Source organism: Nocardia sp. IFM 10818, from assembly GCF_054655275.1.
Genome location: NZ_BAAHJH010000001.1, coordinates 3647621 through 3668166 on the forward strand (window position 1 = coordinate 3647621; position 20546 = coordinate 3668166).

General features: G+C 68.3%; 17 protein-coding genes. 4 read left to right on the forward strand and 13 right to left on the reverse strand.

The genetic code is table 11. The features are described 5' to 3' along the window. Window positions 1-2: 2 nt before the first annotated feature. From ACYQ5L_RS16715 to ACYQ5L_RS16725, 3 genes are read right to left on the reverse strand one after another with little or no spacing between them, the layout of a single operon-like run. Window positions 3-1217, reverse strand: a complete 1215-nt coding sequence (locus tag ACYQ5L_RS16715; protein WP_459958619.1) for a cytochrome P450 — start codon at window positions 1215-1217, stop codon at window positions 3-5. Continuing rightward, window positions 1214-2839, reverse strand: a complete 1626-nt coding sequence (locus ACYQ5L_RS16720) for an FAD-dependent monooxygenase (RefSeq protein ID WP_459958620.1) — start codon at window positions 2837-2839, stop codon at window positions 1214-1216. Before ACYQ5L_RS16720 ends, ACYQ5L_RS16715 begins: the two co-directional genes overlap by 4 nt. Beyond that, the gene (locus tag ACYQ5L_RS16725; protein ID WP_459958621.1) at window positions 2836-4344 is read right to left on the reverse strand and encodes a flavin monoamine oxidase family protein; all 1509 of its coding nucleotides are present in this window, start codon (window positions 4342-4344) and stop codon (window positions 2836-2838) included. Before ACYQ5L_RS16725 ends, ACYQ5L_RS16720 begins: the two co-directional genes overlap by 4 nt. A gap of 233 nt (window positions 4345-4577) precedes the next feature. On the opposite strand from ACYQ5L_RS16725, the gene ACYQ5L_RS16730 reads away from it, so the two are divergent. Continuing rightward, on the forward strand, window positions 4578-5426 hold the full coding sequence (locus ACYQ5L_RS16730; protein ID WP_459958622.1) for an alpha/beta hydrolase: 849 nt from the start codon (window positions 4578-4580) through the stop codon (window positions 5424-5426). Window positions 5427-5451: 25 nt separating this feature from the next. On the opposite strand, the gene ACYQ5L_RS16735 is transcribed toward ACYQ5L_RS16730, so the two are convergent. The 4 genes from ACYQ5L_RS16735 to ACYQ5L_RS16750 form a co-directional block, all read right to left on the reverse strand. Further along, window positions 5452-8256, reverse strand: a complete 2805-nt coding sequence (locus ACYQ5L_RS16735; protein WP_459958623.1) for a helix-turn-helix transcriptional regulator — start codon at window positions 8254-8256, stop codon at window positions 5452-5454. 340 nt (window positions 8257-8596) lie between these two features. Then, a complete protein-coding gene (locus ACYQ5L_RS16740; protein WP_459958624.1) occupies window positions 8597-9142 on the reverse strand; it encodes a flavin reductase family protein in 546 nt (181 codons plus the stop codon). A gap of 42 nt (window positions 9143-9184) precedes the next feature. Next, entirely contained in the window at window positions 9185-10678 is a 1494-nt protein-coding gene (locus ACYQ5L_RS16745; RefSeq protein WP_459963444.1) for a tryptophan halogenase family protein, read from the reverse strand. Next, window positions 10587-11960 (reverse strand): FAD-dependent oxidoreductase, encoded by a 1374-nt coding sequence (locus tag ACYQ5L_RS16750; protein WP_459958625.1) that lies wholly within the window; start codon window positions 11958-11960, stop codon window positions 10587-10589. The genes ACYQ5L_RS16745 and ACYQ5L_RS16750 overlap by 92 nt, the downstream gene beginning before the upstream one ends. A gap of 608 nt (window positions 11961-12568) precedes the next feature. On the opposite strand from ACYQ5L_RS16750, the gene ACYQ5L_RS16755 reads away from it, so the two are divergent. Continuing rightward, on the forward strand, window positions 12569-13591 hold the full coding sequence (locus ACYQ5L_RS16755) for a TerC family protein (protein ID WP_459958626.1): 1023 nt from the start codon (window positions 12569-12571) through the stop codon (window positions 13589-13591). A gap of 229 nt (window positions 13592-13820) precedes the next feature. Here the strand turns inward: ACYQ5L_RS16755 and ACYQ5L_RS16760 are convergent, their stop codons facing one another. The 5 genes from ACYQ5L_RS16760 to ACYQ5L_RS16780 form a co-directional block, all read right to left on the reverse strand. Continuing rightward, window positions 13821-15614, reverse strand: a complete 1794-nt coding sequence (locus ACYQ5L_RS16760; RefSeq protein ID WP_459958627.1) for an outer membrane protein assembly factor BamB family protein — start codon at window positions 15612-15614, stop codon at window positions 13821-13823. A 167-nt stretch (window positions 15615-15781) separates the two neighbouring features. Beyond that, window positions 15782-15925 carry a hypothetical protein gene (locus ACYQ5L_RS16765; protein ID WP_459958628.1) on the reverse strand — a complete coding sequence of 48 codons (144 nt, stop codon included), beginning with the start codon at window positions 15923-15925 and terminating at the stop codon, window positions 15782-15784. Window positions 15926-15985: 60 nt separating this feature from the next. After that, window positions 15986-16396 carry a DUF4189 domain-containing protein gene (locus tag ACYQ5L_RS16770; protein ID WP_459958629.1) on the reverse strand — a complete coding sequence of 137 codons (411 nt, stop codon included), beginning with the start codon at window positions 16394-16396 and terminating at the stop codon, window positions 15986-15988. A gap of 350 nt (window positions 16397-16746) precedes the next feature. Further along, window positions 16747-17154, reverse strand: coding sequence for a DUF2510 domain-containing protein (locus tag ACYQ5L_RS16775; protein WP_459958630.1), 408 nt, complete (start codon window positions 17152-17154; stop codon window positions 16747-16749). Next, on the reverse strand, window positions 17096-17605 hold the full coding sequence (locus tag ACYQ5L_RS16780) for a hypothetical protein (RefSeq protein WP_459958631.1): 510 nt from the start codon (window positions 17603-17605) through the stop codon (window positions 17096-17098). The genes ACYQ5L_RS16775 and ACYQ5L_RS16780 overlap by 59 nt, the downstream gene beginning before the upstream one ends. A 550-nt stretch (window positions 17606-18155) precedes the next feature. Between ACYQ5L_RS16780 and ACYQ5L_RS16785 the strand changes: the two genes are divergently transcribed. Together ACYQ5L_RS16785 and ACYQ5L_RS16790 are read left to right on the forward strand one after the other, a co-directional pair. Then, complete coding sequence (locus ACYQ5L_RS16785) at window positions 18156-18710, forward strand: TetR/AcrR family transcriptional regulator (protein ID WP_459958632.1); 555 nt, start codon at window positions 18156-18158, stop codon at window positions 18708-18710. Between the two features lie 74 nt (window positions 18711-18784). Next, window positions 18785-19780 carry an SDR family oxidoreductase gene (locus ACYQ5L_RS16790; protein ID WP_459958633.1) on the forward strand — a complete coding sequence of 332 codons (996 nt, stop codon included), beginning with the start codon at window positions 18785-18787 and terminating at the stop codon, window positions 19778-19780. Here ACYQ5L_RS16790 and ACYQ5L_RS16795 read toward each other — a convergent pair. Then, on the reverse strand, window positions 19755-20240 hold the full coding sequence (locus ACYQ5L_RS16795; RefSeq protein WP_459958634.1) for a hypothetical protein: 486 nt from the start codon (window positions 20238-20240) through the stop codon (window positions 19755-19757). The genes ACYQ5L_RS16790 and ACYQ5L_RS16795 overlap by 26 nt on opposite strands. Window positions 20241-20546 lie beyond the last annotated feature (306 nt).

Below are 20546 nucleotides of genomic sequence, written 5' to 3' on the forward strand. Positions count from 1 at the left end.
GGTCACGCGCGGCGGAGCCGGAGCAGTTCGGGGCCGTGGAAAACCATGTCGTGCGGGTATTCCACGGCCGCCACCGTGCATCGGTCCAGGATCGGCAGCAGCAGGCCGAGGCCGATCTCGAGCTCGGTCCGCGCCAGCGTCGCGCCCAGGCAGTAGTGAATGCCGCGACCGAATCCGAGGTGACCGGCGGTGGGCCGCGCCGGCAGGAAGGCGTCCGGCTCGGCGAAGCGGGCCGGATCGCGATTGGCGGCGCCGAGCATGGCCACCATTTTGGCGCCCCGGGGGATGCGCTGTCCGGCCAGCACCAGATCGTGCTGCGCCCAGCGGGTCACCGCCTGGACGGGCCCGTCGAATCGGATCAACTCGTCGACGGCGCGTGCGTGCAGGCGCGGTGCGGCGCGCAGGCGGGCCGCCGCATCCGGGTGCGCGGCCAGGGTGAGCACCGCCTTCCCGAGCGCGTTCGTGGTGGTTTCGTGCCCGGCCGTCATCAAATGCACACAGGTCGCGGCGAATTCGTCATCGGACAGGCCATCGCAGCGCAGCAGCAGCGAAATCAGATCATCCCGCGGCGCGGCGCGGCGCTGGGCCGCCACGGACAGGAAATAGTCGCGGAGGTCGTGCGCTGCGGCGTCTGCGGCCGCCAGGGTGTCCGCCCGGCCTCCGGCCCGGCTGCTGCTGGCCCCCTGAATGGCGACCGCACGCTCGCGCAGCCAGTCCCAGCGCTCGGCGGGCACCCCCAGCAGTTCACAGATGACCAGGATCGGCAGCGGCGCGGCGAAGGCGCGCACGAAATCGAATTCGGCGGCCGCGGCGATGTCATCGAGCAGCGCCGCGGCGATCTCGGTGATCCGGCCGCGCAGATTCGTCACCACCGTCGGCGAGAACTCCCGGCTCAGTGCCGAGCGAAGTGCGGTGTGCCGCGGCGGATCCAGGAAAACGAGCCAGTTCTCGACCATGGTCCGCAATGCGGCGAATCGGTCGGGCACCAGCGGGCGGGCCGCGCCGTCGGCCGTGTGCGCACGGCGTCCGAAGTCCCGCGCGGCCAGCAGGGTGGTCACCGCGTCATAGCCGAATACGTAATGCGTGCCGTCCTGCGCGCGGTGGACAGGGGCGGCTTCCCGGTAACGCCGGTAGACCGGATAGGGATTCGCGATATCCGCCGCGGCCCAGCCGGTCAGGCCGAAGGGCGGGAGTGTGCTCTCGGTCGTCACGGTCACCTCGCCACCCCGATCGCGCCGCGCACTCGGTCCGCGAGTTGTTCTGGGTTCGTGGGTAATTCGTCACCACGCCAGCCCACATGACCATCCGGGCGGACGAGCACGAACAGGCGCTCGTAGGCGGCGGCGACGCCGGGCACGGTGCACGGCACGATGTGCAACGGCACGTCGCGCGCGCGGAAGGCCGCCTCCAACCGGGGAATCCGCTCGGAGCCGGTGAAGCACAGCAGGACGAAGCCCGCGCCGAAGAGATCCAAGGTGGAGACTCCCGGTGCGATCCAGGCGTGCGGTGCGCGTGAGCCCGGACGCGTATTGGGCCGCCGGTCCGCGACATCGGATGCGCGCACGTCGGGATCGGGCAGCACCAGTGGCGAATCCGGGTAGGCGAAACCGAGATGGATCTCGGGGGCATCGAATTCCCGTTCCACCCCGGACTTTCCGAGCAACTCCCGGACGCGTTTGCGGGCCTGCTCTCCCGCCGCGGAATCCTCGTCCAGTTCCCCGGGCACTCGGCGCCGCATGGCGCGCACCAGATTCCGGTTCGCCTCCTCGATGCCCTCCATGGCGATGGGCCGCCGCTCGGTCGTATAGCTGTCCAGCAGCTGCGGGCCCGCCCAGCCGTCCAAGGCGGCGGCGAGCTTCCATCCCAGATTGGCGGCGCCGCAGATGCCGATATTCATGCCGAACCCGCCCGACGGCGAGAGCGAATGGGCCGCGTCACCGACCAGGAAAACCCGGTCGCGACGGAAATCCTCGGCCACGCGATGCACGAGATGCCATTCATTGTCCGAGATCACCTCCGTCGGGGTGTCGAAGGCGATGGCCCGGCGCACCAGCGTCTCGGCGTCGGCCGTGGATTCCGGATCGCCGTGCAGCCCCACGGTCAGGCGATAGAGTTCGCGACCGTCCAGTGCCCGCACCGGGAAGCGCAGCGCGGAGGAGATCATCAGATAGTAGAAACCCGCGGCGTGTTCGCCCAGTTCGGCGCGCAGCCGCGGTGCGCGGAACAGAATGTTGCGGAAGACCTGGGTCTCGTGCAACGCCGGTGCGGGAATGCCGCAGCCGTGCCGGATGGCCGATGAGGTGCCGTCGCAGGCGATGAGATAGCTCGCGTGCACGAGCGTCTCGGCGCCGGTGGCCACATCGGTTGTGTGCGCGTGGATTCCGTCCTCATCCTGATCGAATCTGTCCAGGCGGACGCGCATGCGCACCGGACCGTCCGGCGCCACGCCGAGCTCCTCGCGCAGCAGGGGCGCGAGCCAGTGCTGCGGGCAGACGGCGTCGGGTTCGGGCGTGTGCCGGAACTCCGGGCGGGTGTCCATGGTGAACCGCGGCAGGCGGAACAGCTCGTGCCCGCCGATCCGGGTGACCCAGGCGCAGTCCAGCGGATGGTCGCCCGGCCAGCCCGCCTGCCGAATCCGGTCCGCGACGCCCCAGCGCCGGAAGTATTCCATCGAGCGCGGCCCGATTCCGCTCACCCGCGGATGCGACAGCGCACCGTCACCGGCTTCCACCAGCACGAACTCCACACCCCGCGAGCGGAGTTCGAGCGCCATGGCCAGTCCGGTCGGACCGCCGCCGACAATGAGGACGTCGGTGCTCTCGACCCTGCGCGCCCTCATGCGGCGCCACCGGAAACGTGCTGGAATCCGTTGACCGACACCGTGATCGCCGGTGGGGCGCAGGCGTCGACAGCAGCCGCGGCGGCCAGGCCCGATTCGATGGCGCCCTCGATCCACGCCGGAGCCGTGGAACAGTGCTCCCCGGCGAAGAACAGCCGCCCCTGCGGCGCGGCGGCGAGCGCGCGTTCCGCCTCGGCGGTGTCGACATCCTTGCTCCAGCGCACCGAGGCCGCGCCCCGGCTCAGCGGATCCTCGCCCCACGCCTGCACCACCGTGTCGAGCACCATGCCCGGCCGGGCCAGTTCCGGGTGGATGGCGCGCAACTCCGTCAGCACCGTGGCGACCCGCTCCCGCGCCGGAATCCGGTCCAGCAGTTCGGCATCCGGACCGATGGTGTAGCTGGCCAGCAGGGCCGCGCCCAGACGCGGATCGTTCTCCACCGGCGGGTAGTAGGTCTGGCGCACGAGGCCGCCGGTGAACGAGCCGCCGCCGGTGATTCCGTCCTGCTCCCAGAAGGCCTCCCGGCAGTGCACGGCGATCTTGGTCGCCGGCCAGTACTGCATATCGTGGATCACCGCGGTCTTGTCGGCGGTCAACCCGGACAGCTCCATACCCCGGACCACCGAGAACGGCACCGTGCACAGCACGTAATCGCAGTGGGCGGTCACGGTGGTCAGGCCGTGCCGCTGCCGCACCAGGACGCCGTCGGGCGTGACGTGCAGGCCCTCCACCCGACGGCCGCGATGCACCGGCCCGCGCAGCCGTTCCGCCAGCCGCAGCGCGATCTGGTCGATCCCGCCCTCCAGCCGGAACAGCGCCGAGGACGTCTCCGTGATGACGTCGTCGAAGAAGTGCTGTAGGCGGCTCGTCGCGGCGAAATCCCGGTGATTGGCGAAGAAGCGGTTCAGGTCGATGCGCTCATCGGCGCCGTGCCGGACGATGAACGGCCGCACGTCGATTCGCTCCAGCAGGTCCAGCAGCTCCACATTCAGATCGGCTTCCAGGGTGCACCGGAACTTCGCGGGCGCAATGGCATTCACACTGGCCGCAAGCCAGGCCGCGCACAGCAGCGTCTCCGCACGGCAGTCGCGGTCCGGTGGTATGGCCTTGCGGAACTCCTCCACCAGGATCGGCGATGCGGCGAGCACGCGGGCATGACCGGCGGGAGTCTCCACGTAGGCGGCATTGTCGGAGAACAGCGTGCGGAACTGCCGGACCCGGTCGGCCAGGCCGAGCTGATCGATCATGCGCATGGTCCGGTGGTGCGCCGCCGGAATGCGCATCGCGCCCAGCTCCGCGATCGGCCCGCTGCCGTGCGGGGTGAAAGCGTGGGTGCGCAGCCGCCCACCCAGGCCGAGGCGCGCCTCCAGCACCCGGACCCGGTGCCCGAGCCGCTCCAGCTCGTGCGCTGCGGTCAAGCCCGCGACTCCCGCACCGATCACGGTGACGTGTTTGGGCCGCACGGCTCTTGCCGCGGTACGGCATTCCTCCGGTAGCAGATCCATCTGCGCTCGCTCCTCCTCGCCTCGGGTGACGACTCGGCCTCCATGCTCGTTTCGGGCAAATGGTCCGCACATCCCGCGCTATCGGAAGCGGCAGGTGGGTTTCGGCGACGCGACTCCCGGTAGCCCCGAGCCGATTTCGGCGCACACCGCACGAGTCGGCGGGATCGTCGCGCCACCGGTCCGGGCGGCGAACCCGGAGCGATACTGGGCATCGCACCAGGGAGGAGAACGGGATGACCGAGCACGGGAATCGCGGCGGCGCGGCCGCCGGCGAAATGGCAAGGAGCATGACCACTTACGACGGCCTGCGGCTCGCGGGCACGGCGGTCGTCACCTCCGGCGCAGGGGAGCACGCCGTTCTGCTACTGCACGGCGAAGGCGCCGACCGCGACCACGGCGGCTTCTTCCCCAGGCTGGCGGCCGAATTCGCGGCGGCGGGCATCGGCAGCCTGCGTTTCGACCTGCCCGGCCACGGCGAGAGCGAGGGGCGGCCGGAGGAGCTCACCCTGTCCGGTCTGCTCAATGTGGTCGATGCCGGACTGCGTGATCTGCGCACCCTGCTGCCGGGCGCGCGGCTCACGCTGTTCGCCTCCGGGCTCACCGGCGGAGTCGCGGCGGGCTATGCGGCCCGGCGCGGGTCCCGGATCGACCGGCTCGTTCTGATCAACCCGCTGATCGACTACCAGCGGCAGTTCGTGGACGAGTCCCCGATGTGGTCGGACGGCCGTCTCGATCCGGACGCGGCCGCCGTGCTGCGCGGCACCGGCCGCCTCGACCACGCGCCCGCGTACGTGCTCGGCCGCGCCATGCTCAACGAGGTGTTCTGGTTGCAGCCGCGCGGCGTGCTCGAGGCGATCACCGCGCCGGTGCTCATCGTGCACGGCGCGGGCCCGACGCCGGTGCCGGTCGACTCCTCGCGCACCGCCGCCGCGGCGCTGCTGTGCCCGCATCGGCTGGTCGAGATCGGCGACACCCAGCGACGGGAATGGCGCGCACCGGTCATTCGCGAATCCATCGAATGGATTCTGGCACCGGTGGATTCCGGCCGCGCCGAGGCCGAACCGCTGCCGACGGCGCGGTGACGCCGAGGGCAGCGGCGGCCCCGGCTCACGGCGCGAGCCGGGCCAGATCCACCCGCGAATTGACATCCAGCTTGCGATAGATCTGGCGGAGATGGAAACCCACGGTATGCGGCGAGATGAACAATTCCCGGGCCACCAGCCGATTGGTCAGGCCGCGCGCCACCAGGCGCGCCACCTTCTCCTCGGTGCTGGTCAGGCTCTCCCACCCGGATTCCGGGCGCGGCGCGTGATTCCAATGGCGTCGCCGGACCCCGAGCCGCCGCAGCCGTCGCCGCACCCGGGCGGTGTCCCGGTCCGCGCCGATGTCCTGATAGGCCGTGGAGGCCCGGATGAGCTGGGCGACAGCGGATTCCCGGTCGGACTCGCACAACAGCACGCCGCAGTCCTCCAAAGCGGTCGCCCGCACCCACGGATCGGCGTAGTCGTCGGCCAGTGCGGCGATGGCGGATCCGTCCCGATTCAGCAGGGCCCGTGCGTGATTCGCCGCCCTGGTGAGGACGGTGTGTCCGGGATTGGCCGCGCCGATCGACTCGGTCTCCCGCACCACGTCACCGGCGACGTCCTCGCGTCCGGCGGCGAGCAGCAGCCGCACGGACGACGGCGTGCCCACCGGATCCGACCGCACCAGGGTACGAACATCGCCCGCTTCCAACAGCATTCGCAGCGCCGATTCGTTCTCCCCGGAGGCCGCGGCCACGAACGCCGCCACCCGGCAGCGCATGATCCACAGCGGATGCTTCTCGTTGCGGGGCACCGTGTGCTCGAGCGCCCGGACCCGTTCCTGCGCCGTCCCCAGATCGCCCCGGCGCAACGCCGTCAGCGCGAGAACCGCGTGGAGCGCGGGCAATGGCAGCGCCATGCGCGTCTCGTGGCAGCGATCCAGGGCGTCGGTCGCATCGGCCTCGGCGCCCGCCAGATCGCCCCGGCCGAGCCGCACCCAGGCCCGCAGGGCCGGCGGTATGGCGGCCAGCACCTCGGTCCGGCTCGATTCGATGAGGGTGGTCAGAGTCGCGATCGCCGTATCGGCTTCGTCGAATCGGTGCAGCCGCATCAACATCCACGCCTGCTGCCACAACGGATACGCCCGCACCACGTCGTTGGACCGTCCGGCTGCCTGCTCGACCGCGTGGAAGGCCTCGTCGATGCGCCCGCCATCCCACAGTGACACCGCGCGCACCACGAAGGCCGCGGCGGCGACATCCTCGCACTGGTTCTCGGGCGCGGCCAGAATGTCCTCGGCCGCTTGGCCGGTGGCCTCGTCACCGGTGAACAGCGCGGCGCTGAGCCGGACCAGCTGGATACAGACGCCGCCGCACACCAGATCACCGCAGGAGCAGACCCGGGAGGTGAGTTTCAGCGCCTCCTCCAGATCGCCGCGCAGCAGATTGATCGTGGCCAGCCCCGCCTGCGCGGTCTGGCCGCTGATACCGGTGCCATTGGGCGTCTGCCAGACGATCTGCCCGGCGATCTCGGCGGCGCGATCCAGGCTGCCGCAGCGCACCAGCGCGGTCATGGCCGTCGAGGCCATGGCGAGGTGGTCCGGCCCGCCACGCTCGGCGATCTCCATACCGCGCACCGCCAGCGTGGCCGCCTCGTCGGGAGCGGCCTCGAGCAGCTGATGCGCTGTGCGGGTGATGGTTTCGATGGCCTCGGCGTCATCCGGCCGGGCGCAGTGCACGAGATGAGCGGCGGCCTCCTCGGTGCTCGCGCCCTCCCTGGCGAGCAGGATGGTCGCGGCCTGGCGATGCAGCAGCGACAGCATCGGCGGCGGAACGCCCGCCAGGACCGCACGCCAGATGGGGTCGCGGCGGAAGGTGAAATCCTCGGACCGGCTGACCAGGATGCCTTCGTTGAGCGCCTCCGCCAAGGGCTGCAACAGGGCCGCGGGCGGTTCGGCGAGCATGTCCGACAGATCCCGGGGCGTGAAGCAGCTGCCGAGCACGGCGGCCACCCGCAGCATGCGGCGGGTCGGCTCGGACAGCGTGCCCAGGCGCTGATCCATCAGCGACTGGAAGCGCCGGGGGATGGGCGCGGGTTCGGCGTGGACCGCGGCGGCGGGGGCATGGCCGCCGTCGGTCAGCCGGGCGACACCGCCTTCGATCTCGATCGCCTTGTCCCGGCGCAGGCCGTGGCACAGGTCGACCAGGGCCCGGACATCGGTGTCCAGACATTCGGCCAGGGCCAGGAGATCCGGATGCGGTGTGGCGTCGAGCAGATCCGCGGCGATCTCGGCCACCGTCGCCGCGGGCAATGCGCCGAGAGGTTCCAGCCATTCGGTGCGCTCGTGCCGGCCCAGAGCGTCCAGTACGGCGGCCGCGGCGCCGTGCGGGTGACCGGAGCGGATGGTGCAGAACCACACCAGCGGATGCTCGTCGAGCCGGATGGCGAGCGCGGCGAGTTCCACTAGCGCGGACGCGTCCAGCCAGTGCAGGTCGTCGAGGGCGATCAGGACGGGACCTCGATCGAGCAGGGTGATGAGCCGGTTCTCCCAGAGCCCGGCGGGTCTGCTCCGTCCCTCGCGGTCCGGGCCGGGCGGGCGCGGTCCGCGCGCGATCGGCCTGCAGGTGCTCGGTGGCCGCGATTCGGCGGGCGCGCTGTGCGGCAGTCGGTCCTCCCATCCGTCCACCACGGCGAAACCGCGCCGCTCGGCCAGGGCCATCGCCTCCCGCAGCAACCGGGTCTTACCGCTGCCCGCGGGCGATTCCAGCAGGATGATCCGGCCGCGGCGGGTGCCCGCCGCGGTGCTCAGGGCGCCGGCGATCCGCTCCACCTGGGCGGTGCGCCCGCGCAGCGGTAGCGGCCGGTTCGATACCGGCCTCGTATTCGTCATGGGGTGATCCCTCGATCATTGTCACGAGATACGCAATTTCAGGGGCGCGAGATTTCGCGAAATGTAATTTCGGAAATTCGCGAAGGAGTGCGCGCCGGCCGCTTGCCGGTGGCCATGATTGCGCTTTATACCGTGACGTTCACGAGTCTCGGAAAATGAAATGCGATCGGGGCGGCGAGGGCGGCGCTCGGTTCGAAACGTCAACCGTAGTCTAGGAATTCATGACTCTCGCGCAATGTCGGCTCTCTCTCGAAACGGTGCGGCCGGGCTGATCGGTGGCCGTCGTTGTCGATTCAAACAGCCGACGCTGAGAGATTGCTGAAGGTTGACTCGGACATCTTCAGCTATTCCCCGAAGGCCATTCCGCATACCGTCGCAGTCCGTAGAGCAGGGGCTCGCGGTCGCAGAGCCGGGTGGTCGCGAAGACCTCGCCGAAGATCACCGCATGGTCGCCGACATCGCGCCGGGACGCGATGCGGCAGTCGGCGATCGTATGCGCGGCCTCGACCAAATGCGGGCCGCCGTGCCCGGGCTCGAATTGCCAGGTCACCCGGTCGAAACGATCCGGCGCACCGGAGGCGAACAGGTCCGCGGTCCGGTGTGCGCCGCGGTGCAGCAGGTTCACGGCGAAGGCGCCCCGCTCCAGCATGGCGTGCAGGGCGGGGCTGCCGCGGCGCACGCAGACCAGCAGCGTCGGCGGGTGCAGCGCCACGCTGCACAGCGAGGAACAGGTCAGGCCGCGCGGCGTGCCGTCCGCGGCCCGGCTGGTCAGCACCGTCACGCCGGTGGGAAAGCGGGACATCGCATCTCGGAAGCCCGCCGGGGTGACGGCGTCGCCGAGCGCCGCCGCCTCGTGGCGCCCGGCAGCGCGCAGCAGTTCGGTCATCGTCGCTCCCTCAATGGAACTCGGGCTCGGTGGGATTCGAGCTCAGTGGAATTGGGCGAAGTACTCGTGCTGAGTGGGCAGCGACTCCCGGAGGCTGCGCGCCTGCGCGGCCACCCGGTCGAACTCGCGCCGGGCGGGCCGGTCGTCGAGCAGGCGCAGGGCCGGTGACGCCTGCAATCGGATGCCGCCGAGGCCGAGCAGCATGCACACGTACGAGTAGGGCTCGAAGCCGTGGTAGTACGGGTACACCGATTCCGAATCGGGCAGCTTGGTGCGCCAGCGCTCGATCCGCTCGGCGAGTTCGCCCGGGATCTCGCGCCGCTTGGTATCGCGCCAGTAGTCGTTGTCCGCGCGCGCCGCGCCGTAGTAGTGCAGCACCAGGAATTCGCGGACGCCGTCCATGCACCGGGCCACCAGCCGGTTGTAGGAGTCGCGCAGGGTCTCGTCCCAGGTCGGGTCGGGGAAGTGCTTGACCAGCTGTTCGATCGCGTGCTGGATGAAGAAGATTCCGGTCGATTCCAGCGGTTCGACGAAACCGCTGGACAGTCCCACGGCCACGCAGTTGCCGACCCAGGATCGCCGGCTGCGGCCGATTCGCATGCGAATGTGGTTGGCCTCCAGGTCATCCGCGGCCGGGCCGACGAAGGCGCGCAGCGTGCGCTCGGCCTCGTCGGCGTCGCAGTAGTCGCCGGAATAGACGTAACCGGTTCCGATGCGGCCGAACAGCGGGATGGTCCAGATCCAGCCCGCGTCCTGCGCGGTCGCGGTGGTGTAGGGCCGCAGCCCGGCCCGGTGCATGTCGACGGGCACCCGGAGCGCGACCGCGCGGTCGTTGGGCAGGCTGTCCTGATAGGACTCGAACGGTTCGCCCAGTGTGTTCTGCAGCAGCAGGCTGCGGAATCCGGTGCAGTCGATGAACAGATCACCGGTCAGCTCACCGTGCCCGCGGGTGCGTACCGAACCGATCCAGCCGCGATCGTCGCGTTCGACGTGGACCACGTCGTCGACTATGTGCCGGACGCCGCGACGCACCGCGTAATCGCGCAGGAAGTCGGCCAGCAGGCCGGCGTCGAAGTGGTAGGCGTAGGGGAACTGGGTGCGCTGCTCGGTGAGGGTGGTGCGGTGCAGGCCCTGCTCGGCGATCTGTTCCTCGAACAGCGCACCATTCAGGTAACGCGGGGATTTCTGGTTGTCGCACAGGGTTCCGACGAGGAAGCAGTCGCTGTCGAACCGGGTGGTCCGGGGGTCGTGCAGCCACCAGTCGGTCAGGCTGAATCCGTCCACCACGCGCTGCCGTTCGAACGGGTGATAGAAGTGGTGGCCCGGTTCGCGCCAGTTCTCGAAGCGGATGCCCAGCTTGTAGGTGGCATTGCAGGCGGGCATCCAATCGGATTCGGCGAGGCCGAGGTATTCGAAGAAGTGCCGGACGGTGCTGAACGTCGCCTCACCGACGCCGATCCTGCCGACGCTTTCCGACTCGACCAGGGTCACCGAGATCCGGTCGCCGAATGCGGCGCAGAGGTACGACGCCGTCATCCATCCCGACGTCCCGCCGCCGACGATCACTACTTTCTCCAACACCTATGTCTTCCTTTCCCATGTGCGGTGTGCGGACGTGTTCGGGCCGGAATCCGGTGCCGATGATCCGGCTCATGGCCTTCCGCAGAATTGGTACGCGCTCGAAAATCACCGGGGCTCTTGGTTTTCCGCCCTCGCGCAGGGCGCCGTCGATCCCGAATCGCTGCACCAGGCGTTGCAGGCCCTGCGACAGCGCGGTGGCGGCCACGCGCCGGCGCCGGACCGCGGCCAGGATCTCGTGATCGAATGCCGCGCCGTACTCCTGAGCCTGGTACAGCGGCCGCCACAGCGTGTTCGCCGCCGCGACGGCATCCTGAACGGCCAGGTTGACGCCGAATCCGGCGACCGGGGACATGGCGTGCGCCGCATCGCCGATGAACAGGATCCCCGGCCGGTGCCAGGCCGGGAGCCGGTCGATCCGGCATTCGAGCGGACTGAGATCGCCGATGCCGCGGATCTCGTCGACCCGGTCGGCCAGAAACGGCACCAGTTCCGCCAGATCCGCGCGGAATTGCGATAAATCGGTGCCGCTCAAGTGTTCGAAGGCGCCTCGGCTGGTCTCGTAGGACATCTGCCAGTACGTGCCGCGGTCGGTGGCGCCGAAGACCCTGCCGTTCCCGATCCGCACGCAGATGCCCTCGTCCGGATCGGTGTCCCGGCGCGAAATCCGGAAGAAGATCACATCCAGCGCGCTGGCGAAGTCCTTGGGAGCCATGCCCATTGCCCGTCGCAGCGCCGAGTGGCGGCCGTCGGCTCCCACGGTCAGCGTGGACCGCACCACGAACTCCCCACCGGGACCCCGCACCCGCACCCCCGCGACGCGACCGCCCGCGCGCACCACATCCACGACTTCGGCGTTCATGATGAGCCGGAACGTCGGATACCGTTCCGCCGCCCGGGCCAGCAAGGTGAGGAAGTCCCACTGCGGCACGAACGCCATATACGGATGACGCACCTTCAGCATCCGGAAATCCGCGATATCGACGCGCCTACCGCCCTGAACCACCCCGATGGTCGAGACGCGCTGATGGGGCAGCGCATGAAAATCCGCCCCGAGCCCGATATCGTCCAGGATGTCGAGAGTGGCGGGATGCACGGTGTCCCCGCGGAAGTCACGCAGGAAGTCGGCATGCTTCTCCAGGACGACGACCTCGATCCCCGCACGAGCCAGCAACAGCCCCAGCATCATTCCGGCAGGACCACCACCGGCGATGCACACGGTCGTCCCCAGCTCGTTCATCGCCGACCGGTCCTGCCCGGCCGAATATCCCCCGAACAGCGATCAGCGCTGGCGCGCAGGTGAATTCGAACCACAATGCCTTCCCTCGTCGCCGGGATGTCGGTCTGATACGACCATCCTGTGCACGACCCACGCACCACACATCCCCGACCGGAGCGAGCAAACGCGCAGTTTCCCGCGCCTGGTCCGCGTGCTACAGACCGACTCGGCCAACCACCTCACGCAATGACGCGGGTTATGGGCAGTCGCGCCAGAACGGCACGGTGGCGCGCGTGTGCCGCTGCCCGCCGGTCGGCGTCCTCGACGCGATCGAACTCCCGGGCCACCGGGTCATTCAGGTCAACCGGTGCGCAGGCAGCGGAACGAGCGTCGGCACACCGCGCAGCCACTGCCGTGCTCTGTAGCCACTGCCGTGCTCTGTCGACGGCGCGAGCCGATTCCGGTGCCCACGGTGGTGGCGAGAGCGCGCGTGGCCGGCGCGGCGAGTCCGTCGTGAGGGTGATCGGGCGGATATCGGGTACCGCGTGGGTGACGGGTGCGATGTGCGGGCTGCTGACGCCGGTGCACTTCGGCGCCGTGTTGACGCTCGCGTTCTGATCGGAGGACGAATGACCCATATCAGCAGCCTCACTTGGGTTTTCACCATCGGCGTGATCGTCGGACTGCTGGCGGTCGATCTTGCCCTCGCCGCGGCGCGCCCGCATCGGGTCGGGTTCGCCGAGGCGACTGTCTGGTCGGTGTTCTACATCGCTGTCGCACTCGGCTTCGGTGTCTGGTTCGCTACGCGCTTCGGCGGTGAGCTGGGCACCGAGTACTTCGCGGGTTACCTGGTCGAGAAGAGTCTGTCGGTCGACAACCTGTTCGTCTTCGTGATCATCATGACCACCTTCGCCGTGCCGGAGGCACACCAGCACAAGGTGCTCACCTTCGGCATCGTGCTCGCCCTGATCATGCGTGCGATCTTCATCGCGCTCGGGGCGACATTGCTGGCGCTGTTCTCGTTCGTGTTCCTGCTGTTCGGCGTGCTGCTGATCTACACGGCCGTGCAGCTGTTCCGCCACCGCGACGAGGACCCCGACATCGAGGGCAATGTCGTGGTCAAGGCGGCCCGCCGGATGCTGCCCATCACCGGCGACTACGTCGGCGGCCGGCTCACCGCCCGCGTCGAGGGACGGCGAATGGTCACCCCGCTGCTCGTTGTCCTGCTCGCCATCGGCAGCGTCGACGTGCTCTTCGCCATGGATTCCATCCCCGCCGTCTTCGGCGTCACCGACCAGCCGTATATCGTCTTCACCGCCAACGCTTTCGCGCTGCTCGGCCTGCGGGCCCTGTTCTTCCTCGTCAAGGGTTTGCTCGACCGCCTGGTGTATCTGTCCGCGGGACTCGCGCTGATCCTGGCGTTCATCGGCGTCAAACTCATCCTGCACTGGGCCCACACCGACATCGACGAGCGAATCCCCGAGATCCCCACTCCGCTCAGCCTCGCCGTGATCATCACCGTGCTCGCCGTCGTCACCGTCGCAAGCCTCGTCAAAACCCGCCGCGACCCCACCGCCACAGCCCATTCGGGCGCACTGCGCGCGCACCCCAGCCGGTCCGCCGCCGACGCGAACCGCTCCGCCCAACGTTGACCGAAACATCTCCCGCCGCACGCGCCGGCTGGAACGTTTGTGATTAGCCGACGATCGGTGGGTATCCGGGCGAGACCCGCGAGGTTGCGGAGGTATTCGAATGCGGGATCGCCCACGTGGCGCCGTCGGGACAAAACGTGAGAATTGCCTGCTCATCGTCTGAATTGCCCCACCGGGATAGCGGCTGGAGCAGTTGGGCTCCCCGTAGGCGTGTTGGACACGTTCGTGGCTACGGGCTGGATGCGAAGCCGATGAGTTCGACCTTCTTCTTTCCGGAGCAGGCCACGAGCACCGCTCCAGGGGCTGCCATCAGCCAGGATTCGTCGCACACCTGGTCAGGGTGGTCGTAGGGGATGCTCTGTACGAGACTGCCGTCGGCGCGGCTCCACGCCCGGACCTCGGGTCGGGCGTCGCCGTCGGGGCCGAGGTAGAGCGCCTGCTCCACCACTTCCGCTGACAGGAACATCGAGTCGTACAGCGCACCTTCCATGCCGGGGAGCGGGTATTTCACCGCACCGGTCTCGAGGGATACCACGGTGTATCGGCCGGGATCCGCTGGCGGCACAGTGGGATCGCGGACTATCGCATCCTGACCGTTCGGATCGGCGGTCTTCACGGAGTAACCCGATCGCGCAGTAACACGGGCGGTGGCAAGCTGTTCCGGCGCGCCGAGGGTGACCATCCCGGTTTGGCCTTCCCAGTCCCAGTCGATCCCAACCGAGTTCCCGTATCCCGTGAGGGTGGTGCTCCGGGAACCGCGGTCTGCAGGACGAGCCGATCGCCCCAGTTCACGCGAGCCGATCCGCGCACCGGTGCGCGGATCCAGAATCGTTGCCTGTATCCAGAATTCGGTGTCGTTGGCGCAGTCGTCCACCCGATAGACGGCCCGGTCGGTGACGGTGACCCGTTGCATCGTGCCCCAGCAGTCGGGCACGCTCGTCTCCGTGGACCATTGCCGCGCCCCGGTGCGGGCGTCGTAACCCGCGATCCTGTCCTCGGACGCCAGCACCAGTGGACCTCGACTGGGCGCGATGCTGGGCACGTGACGGTATCTGCGATCGTCCCTTTCGCCGAGGTCTCGGCTGAAATCCGATGTCTGCCACAACAGTTCACCGGTTGTCGCATCGAGTGCGGTCCAACCGCCGCGGCTCCACTCCGCCAGCACGACGCGCCCGTCATCGCGTGCGCGCAGCGTCTCGGCAGATAAGGTGATCCCGTATTCGCCATCGTGTTCGGCGCCAGTGCGCCGATAATGCCACCGGGGCTCACCGGAGGCGCCGTCATATCCGGTCAATCCCTCCCAGGTGGCGCTGACGAACCCAGCGCCCGCCGCCACGAAGGCACCGGAGGACGGCAGGCTCAGACGATATTTCTCGGTGCCGAGACGATCCGGCACCGCCGCGGGCCCGACCGCGGATGCGGTGACGTGGTCGATATTTCGGCGGTCATCGCCCGCTGTGATCGAGGTGGCCGCGATGCCGGCCGATATCAGCAGCCCGACCACGCTCGACAGAGCCACGACCCAGGTGCGCAGGTCGCGCATCCGCTCGGGCTGGACACCGACGCGCACGCCCAACATCGTGCCCACCACCAGCAGCAGACATGCCGCCACCGCGGTAGGCAAACGTTCGAACCAGGGATACTCGAACCGGATCTGCTGGTATGCCTCGGGTAATCGATTGTTGAACGCCATGTCCGGCAGAACCAGCAGGCAACCCAGCACGGCGGCGGCAACCAGCAAGATCGTGCCGCGGGAGGTTTCCCAGCGCCGCACGAGCCGGACACCGATGAGCGCCACCGTGGTCAGCAGCAGGCCACCGAGCACCACCGCCGCGGTGGCGAAACTATCGGCCACCCCCGACGCCTCCGCGCCACAACTCTTGATCTCGTTGCTCGCACAGCCGACCCAGACGTTCTCGAGGGCCACGGTCGAGGCGAAGAAGCGACTGTAAACCGCCAGGCATGCACCGCCCACAATCAACCCGGCCCCAACCGCCGCGGCCACGGCCCACACCCGCTTCACCCAACGCCCCCTCGGCGGTCGCCCTTCGCTGCGGCGGCAAGCCTACGGGAAGCCCGGGGTGCTTGCGAAAATCGGCTGCGGTGCACCCGAACTGCTGTTCCGGCACAGCAACTTCGAGCACGGAACTCGGGGAGCATATCGAGGAGTCTTCGGTCCGCAGCGCAGGGTCACCGACCTACGAGGATCACCGCCCACCCCAGGTGTCCTGCAACACTGGATGTTCCGCCGATCGCGGGCGCGATCAAACCGATCCCGAACAGCACCGTGAACGCCGCCAGCAACAGTCCCGTGACATCGGTTTGCTTCTTCATCCCCGCCTCACTGCATGCATTGTTTCGAGATAATGCCTCGAGCTTCGGTCGGTACGCGCGTCAGCCGTTGCATTGGGTCGTGACGAGATGGCCTTCGTCGTGCATGCCGGCCGCGCTGCCCACGGGCGGGAGGATGGTGGAGCGGTGCAGATCGGCGAACGCCTTCTCCTCCGCTTCCTCGGGGGTGGCACCCACCCCGAGGCCCTTGAAGGCCGGGCCGTCGTTGCCCATGGTCAGCGCCGCGCACCCGGCGGTCCATTCGAGCTTCGTCGAGCAGTTGCGTGTACCGCCACATTTGTTGATCGCGGCGCGATTGGCGAGGTCCTGGGTCGGGTAGTTCGAGGCGACTCCCCAGCTTCCGTTGTCGGCATAGGCGATCGAGCCGTAGTACTTGCCATCCGGTCCGCGCTCGGCCGCCGCCACCGAACCGCCAACCATGACCAGCGTTGCGGCCGCCGCGGCGATCGTCATGGACCTGAGCACAAACGACATCGAACATCCCCTCGGAGAACACTTTACGAACAAGACGCTCACGATCTTGCTCTGACGGAACACGATCGTTCAAATCGACAGCGGCACAATCCCCAAAATGGGCAACTCGCCGACCTGAGGCGATCACCCACCCGAACCTCGATGGCGTCAAACCAATGGTGTTCACCTCGTGCGGATTGCACCGGACCGGGCTCCGCAGTCGGCGAACCCAGCGTCCGCAGGTGAGTATCTTCGATCACCGGCGCCGGTACGGATTGCCCGAGCCGGTCACGCATTGTGCATCCTGTGGAGCGAGCTTGTCGGCCACGCAACGGATACGGTTCACGCTGTCACCGGCGTTGCGCAAGCTGGGCGTGCAGGGAGGGGATCAGCAGGGCGTTGGGGATGTCGGTGTCCACGTGAAGTGCCTCGGTCTGCGGCCGTCCCGACGGTTGCATGCGCACCCGGCTGCCCACTACATCGACCGTCCATACAGATCCGTCCCACCATCTGTCGCCGCCGGTTCCCGTTGGATCGGCGTACCAGCCCGCTTGCGCCATGGAAAATCCCCCGTGTTTCTGCCGACTGTGATCGCTGCATACCCACGGTCCGGATTGCTGCCGATCGCCCTCACCGCAGCGCAGGGCGCCCGATCCGAGGGCTACAACCGCCGGTCGCCGTCCACGCCGACTGCGCGGATCAGTCCTGCAAGTCGTGTGCGACCTGAACCAGGAACTCGGCCGCCGCCTGCACGTCATCGGCCTCGAGTAGCTCCTGGTGGGGGCTGTCCTTCACGAAACGCATCGCAGCTGACCAGGTTCCATCCTGGACATAGATCTCGGTCCAATACGGCAGTGGGGCACCCGTCCATGCCTTCCCTTCGAAACCCGCCAGGGGCAGGAGGTAGGAAGGGACCTCGAGCGGCTCAGCCGTTCGAGGATTGTGTACTTGCAACACTCCGATCAACTTGCCTCCGGTGTGCCGGCCATTGCAACTGGTCGACCAGCCGACGATGCCCCCTTCCTCGGTGCCGATGGGGCTGTCCGCGTACGCATCGGTGATCAGCAGTTTGCTGCTGAGGAAGCTGCGGAAGCGGTCGCACAACTCGACTCCGTTGTACTTCGACGGCGGGGTAGCAGTGACCGAGATCGAGGAACAGCCGACCAGACCGAACACCGCCGAAATGACCAGCATGACAAGACGCTTCATCGCAAATCCCGCTTCTCGATTGCCGTGGACCGTTCCAGCACCCCGGACACGATCGAACCGCTCCCATCGACTCCGGCCATGACTGCTCCTGGCAGCATCGGATGCAGACCGACTCTCCCGCACCCGCCTACCCCGTCAACTCCGAGAGACACTAGTGCGTGCCTTCGGCCCACGGCATCTCGCCGAGTCGGAGGGTTCATGGACAGCGTCGAACTGATTGTGGTCGTAACGATTGATTCGGTGGGGAGATGCCGCAGGACCATCTCGATGCGCGCGTGGACATCCACCGTTCGTATGCACTTGCCGCGGAGCGGTTGCGCCATCATGCGTCGCTGTGGTGGCCGAATGGGCCGCGTTGTCGGCTGGAAATGGACTGCCCCACGTCGTCGCCTTCGAGTTGCCGTCACCCGGGATAAGCACGCAGGTGCCCGCCAACAGGGTTCCAAAAACCGAGAGAAGGCGCGGCACGCCCCTTGGGGAGGGCTGGTTCGATCGCGGGGGCATCCAATGCGGTTGCAGATAATATGACGACCGGTCTACTATTCTCGGCATGGGAACGAAGGGTGCTGAGACGCGGGGGCGGCTGGTTGCGGCGGCGCGGTCGCTGGTCGAGTCGCGGGGGTATTACGGCACCGGGCTCAATCAGGTGCTGGAAGTTGGTGCGGCGCCGCGGGGTTCGCTGTACTTTCACTTTCCCGGGGGGAAGGATCAGCTTATTGCGGAGGCTATCGCGGAGGCCGGTGCGGAGATCGGCGCGGTGATCGGGTCCGTGCAGGCCGCTGATGCGCGGGGGTTCCTGGAGGAGTTGGTTGATCTGCTCGGTGAGCGGCTCGAGCGGTCGGGGTGGACCGCGGGGTGCCCGATCGCGGGGGTGGCGTTGGATGCGGCCTCGTCGAATGACATTGTGCAGCAGGCTTGTTCGGCGGCGTACGGGCAGTGGGAGGCGATACTGCGGCGTCGGTTGAGCGACTACGGTCATGCGGAACCTGAACGGTTGGCGACGGCGGCGCTGGCGTTGATCGAGGGCGGGATGATTCTGAGCCGGACCCATCGCGATCGGGCTCCGCTGCGGCGGATCTCCGACACCATCTCGACCCTGGTCTGAAATCGGGCCGTCGTGCGGCGGCCCCTTCGTTTGTCCACAGAATATGTAAATCGGTCTACTGAAAGTAGGATGTTGTGAACCACGCTGATTCGATCGTTTTCGGCGCCGCCGGATTCATCGGCCGCTCGCTCGTCGCCGAACTGCTGCGCGACGGGCGCCGCGTCATTGCCGCCGTGCGCGAGGGCGGCCGGGACCGTCTCGCCTCCTGGCTCGCCGATCAGGATGTGGACCGGAGCAAGGTGAGGATCGTGGACGCCGATATCACGCAACCGAACCTCGGACTCGCGGAGGACTTCGACGGCATCCGCGATGTCTACAACACCGCCGCGCTGATGAAGTTCGGGCTGAGTGCCGAACAGGCACAACGGGTCAACCTCACCGGTGCGCTCGAGGTCGTGCGCTGGGCGAGCGCACAACCCGGGCTGCGGCGGCTCGTTCATATCAGCGGCTATCGCGTCACGGTCGGCGGCGGATCCACGGGCGACTACCGTTCCGGCGCGTACGAGGCGTCCAAGACCGAGGCCGATCCGGCGGTGCGCGCACTGGCCGCCGAACTGGGTGTACCGCTGACCATTGCGAACCCGGCGTCGGTGCTCGGGCCCGGCCAGTATTTCGGGCTCGCCGATCTGGTCGAGCAGCTGTGGCGGGGTGCATTGCCCGCGCTGCCGGGGCGGCGGGATACTTTTGTTCCGGTTGTCGGAATCGACTATGTGGCAAGGTTTCTGGCTGCGGTTCCGGCGCTGCCGGAGGCCGCGGGGCAGGCCTACACCCTGCTCGACCCCGCCACCCCCGACCTGCCCGATCTGGTGCGACTGATCGCGGACCACCTGGGTGTCCGCGCCCCGCGCTTCAGCATTCCGGTGCCCATCCTGCGCCTGCTGCCCCGCGCCCTGACCAACGCCGACCCGGAATCACTGGCATTCATCACCGGCGACCGCTACGACACCAGCGCCGCCGACGCGGTGGCGCGCACCATCGGTCTCACGCATCAGCCGGTGGGAGATCTCTTGCGCGCCTGGGCCGATGGCGTCGTCGACAATAGCGTCAGAACGGGGCAGGGACGTCGATGATCAGTTCGGCGGGGTTGGGGTTGGTGCTGACCTGGACGGCAACACGGCCCGAGCCGTCGAGGGTGAAGAAGGCGGCGTGCCAGCCGTAGTGGCCGTCGTATTGGGTGGTGCGGGTTTCGGTTTTGCTGGCGCCGGTGTCCAGGTTGCGCATGGTGACGGTGGTGGAGATTTCGCAGTTGCCGCCGGGGGTCGCGGACATCGAGCCGACAGGGTTGGTGTCGGGGGTGAAGTTCACCGAGACCCTGGCGGTGCTGTCGATGAAGTTCGCGAACTCGCGAGCCTGTTGGCCCTGGCTGGCCGACAGTTCGGCGGTGACCTTGCCGGAACACCCGGGCTCGGGGCCGTTGACCTGGGCCGGCTCGAAGTAGAGCGGGTCTGCGGAGGCTGGACCGGCGGGAATCGAGAATGCCGCTAGGGGCAGGACCGCTGCTGTCGCGATCTTCAGTATGGCTCGCTTCATGGCTCCCATCCTTTCTCGCGTTTACCGCGGAGATTGGGCAACTGGTTGGCAAACCTGCGCTCCAGGCTACCTCCCTCGCGGCCGGTCCGCGCTGGGGGTGAGCGGGGACGGTGGATCCCAGGACCGGGTATGGAGCTGACCGAGAAAGTTCGAATGGAACGGGCGAACCATCGATCGCGCACGACTTCGGCGGAGCCGTATCCTTGCAGGCCGCCCTCCGGCACGGCCGTGATCCATTATCAACTCGCTCCGCGCCACCTCGACGGGCTGGTCGAACCGTGGCTCGCCACCCAATCGGGCCACCCG

Excerpts from the sequence above, each read along its gene's own strand:
- ACYQ5L_RS16720 (WP_459958620.1), bottom strand. The coding sequence starts at position 2,839 with ATGAGGGCGCGCAGGGTCGAGAGCACCGACGTCCTCATTGTCGGCGGC.
- ACYQ5L_RS16750 (WP_459958625.1), bottom strand. The coding sequence starts at position 11,960 with ATGAACGAGCTGGGGACGACCGTGTGCATCGCCGGTGGTGGTCCTGCC.
- ACYQ5L_RS16775 (WP_459958630.1), bottom strand. The coding sequence starts at position 17,154 with ATGACGTGCAGGCGGCGGCCGAGTTCCTGGTTCAGGTCGCACACGACT.
- ACYQ5L_RS16730 (WP_459958622.1), top strand. The coding sequence starts at position 4,578 with ATGACCGAGCACGGGAATCGCGGCGGCGCGGCCGCCGGCGAAATGGCA.
- ACYQ5L_RS16740 (WP_459958624.1), bottom strand. The coding sequence starts at position 9,142 with ATGACCGAACTGCTGCGCGCTGCCGGGCGCCACGAGGCGGCGGCGCTC.
- ACYQ5L_RS16765 (WP_459958628.1), bottom strand. The coding sequence starts at position 15,925 with ATGAAGAAGCAAACCGATGTCACGGGACTGTTGCTGGCGGCGTTCACG.
- ACYQ5L_RS16780 (WP_459958631.1), bottom strand. The coding sequence starts at position 17,605 with ATGAAGCGTCTTGTCATGCTGGTCATTTCGGCGGTGTTCGGTCTGGTC.
- ACYQ5L_RS16770 (WP_459958629.1), bottom strand. The coding sequence starts at position 16,396 with ATGACGATCGCCGCGGCGGCCGCAACGCTGGTCATGGTTGGCGGTTCG.
- ACYQ5L_RS16735 (WP_459958623.1), bottom strand. The coding sequence starts at position 8,256 with ATGACGAATACGAGGCCGGTATCGAACCGGCCGCTACCGCTGCGCGGG.
- ACYQ5L_RS16755 (WP_459958626.1), top strand. The coding sequence starts at position 12,569 with ATGACCCATATCAGCAGCCTCACTTGGGTTTTCACCATCGGCGTGATC.
- ACYQ5L_RS16795 (WP_459958634.1), bottom strand. The coding sequence starts at position 20,240 with ATGAAGCGAGCCATACTGAAGATCGCGACAGCAGCGGTCCTGCCCCTA.
- ACYQ5L_RS16785 (WP_459958632.1), top strand. The coding sequence starts at position 18,156 with ATGGGAACGAAGGGTGCTGAGACGCGGGGGCGGCTGGTTGCGGCGGCG.
- ACYQ5L_RS16745 (WP_459963444.1), bottom strand. The coding sequence starts at position 10,678 with ATGACGGCGTCGTACCTCTGCGCCGCATTCGGCGACCGGATCTCGGTG.
- ACYQ5L_RS16725 (WP_459958621.1), bottom strand. The coding sequence starts at position 4,344 with ATGGATCTGCTACCGGAGGAATGCCGTACCGCGGCAAGAGCCGTGCGG.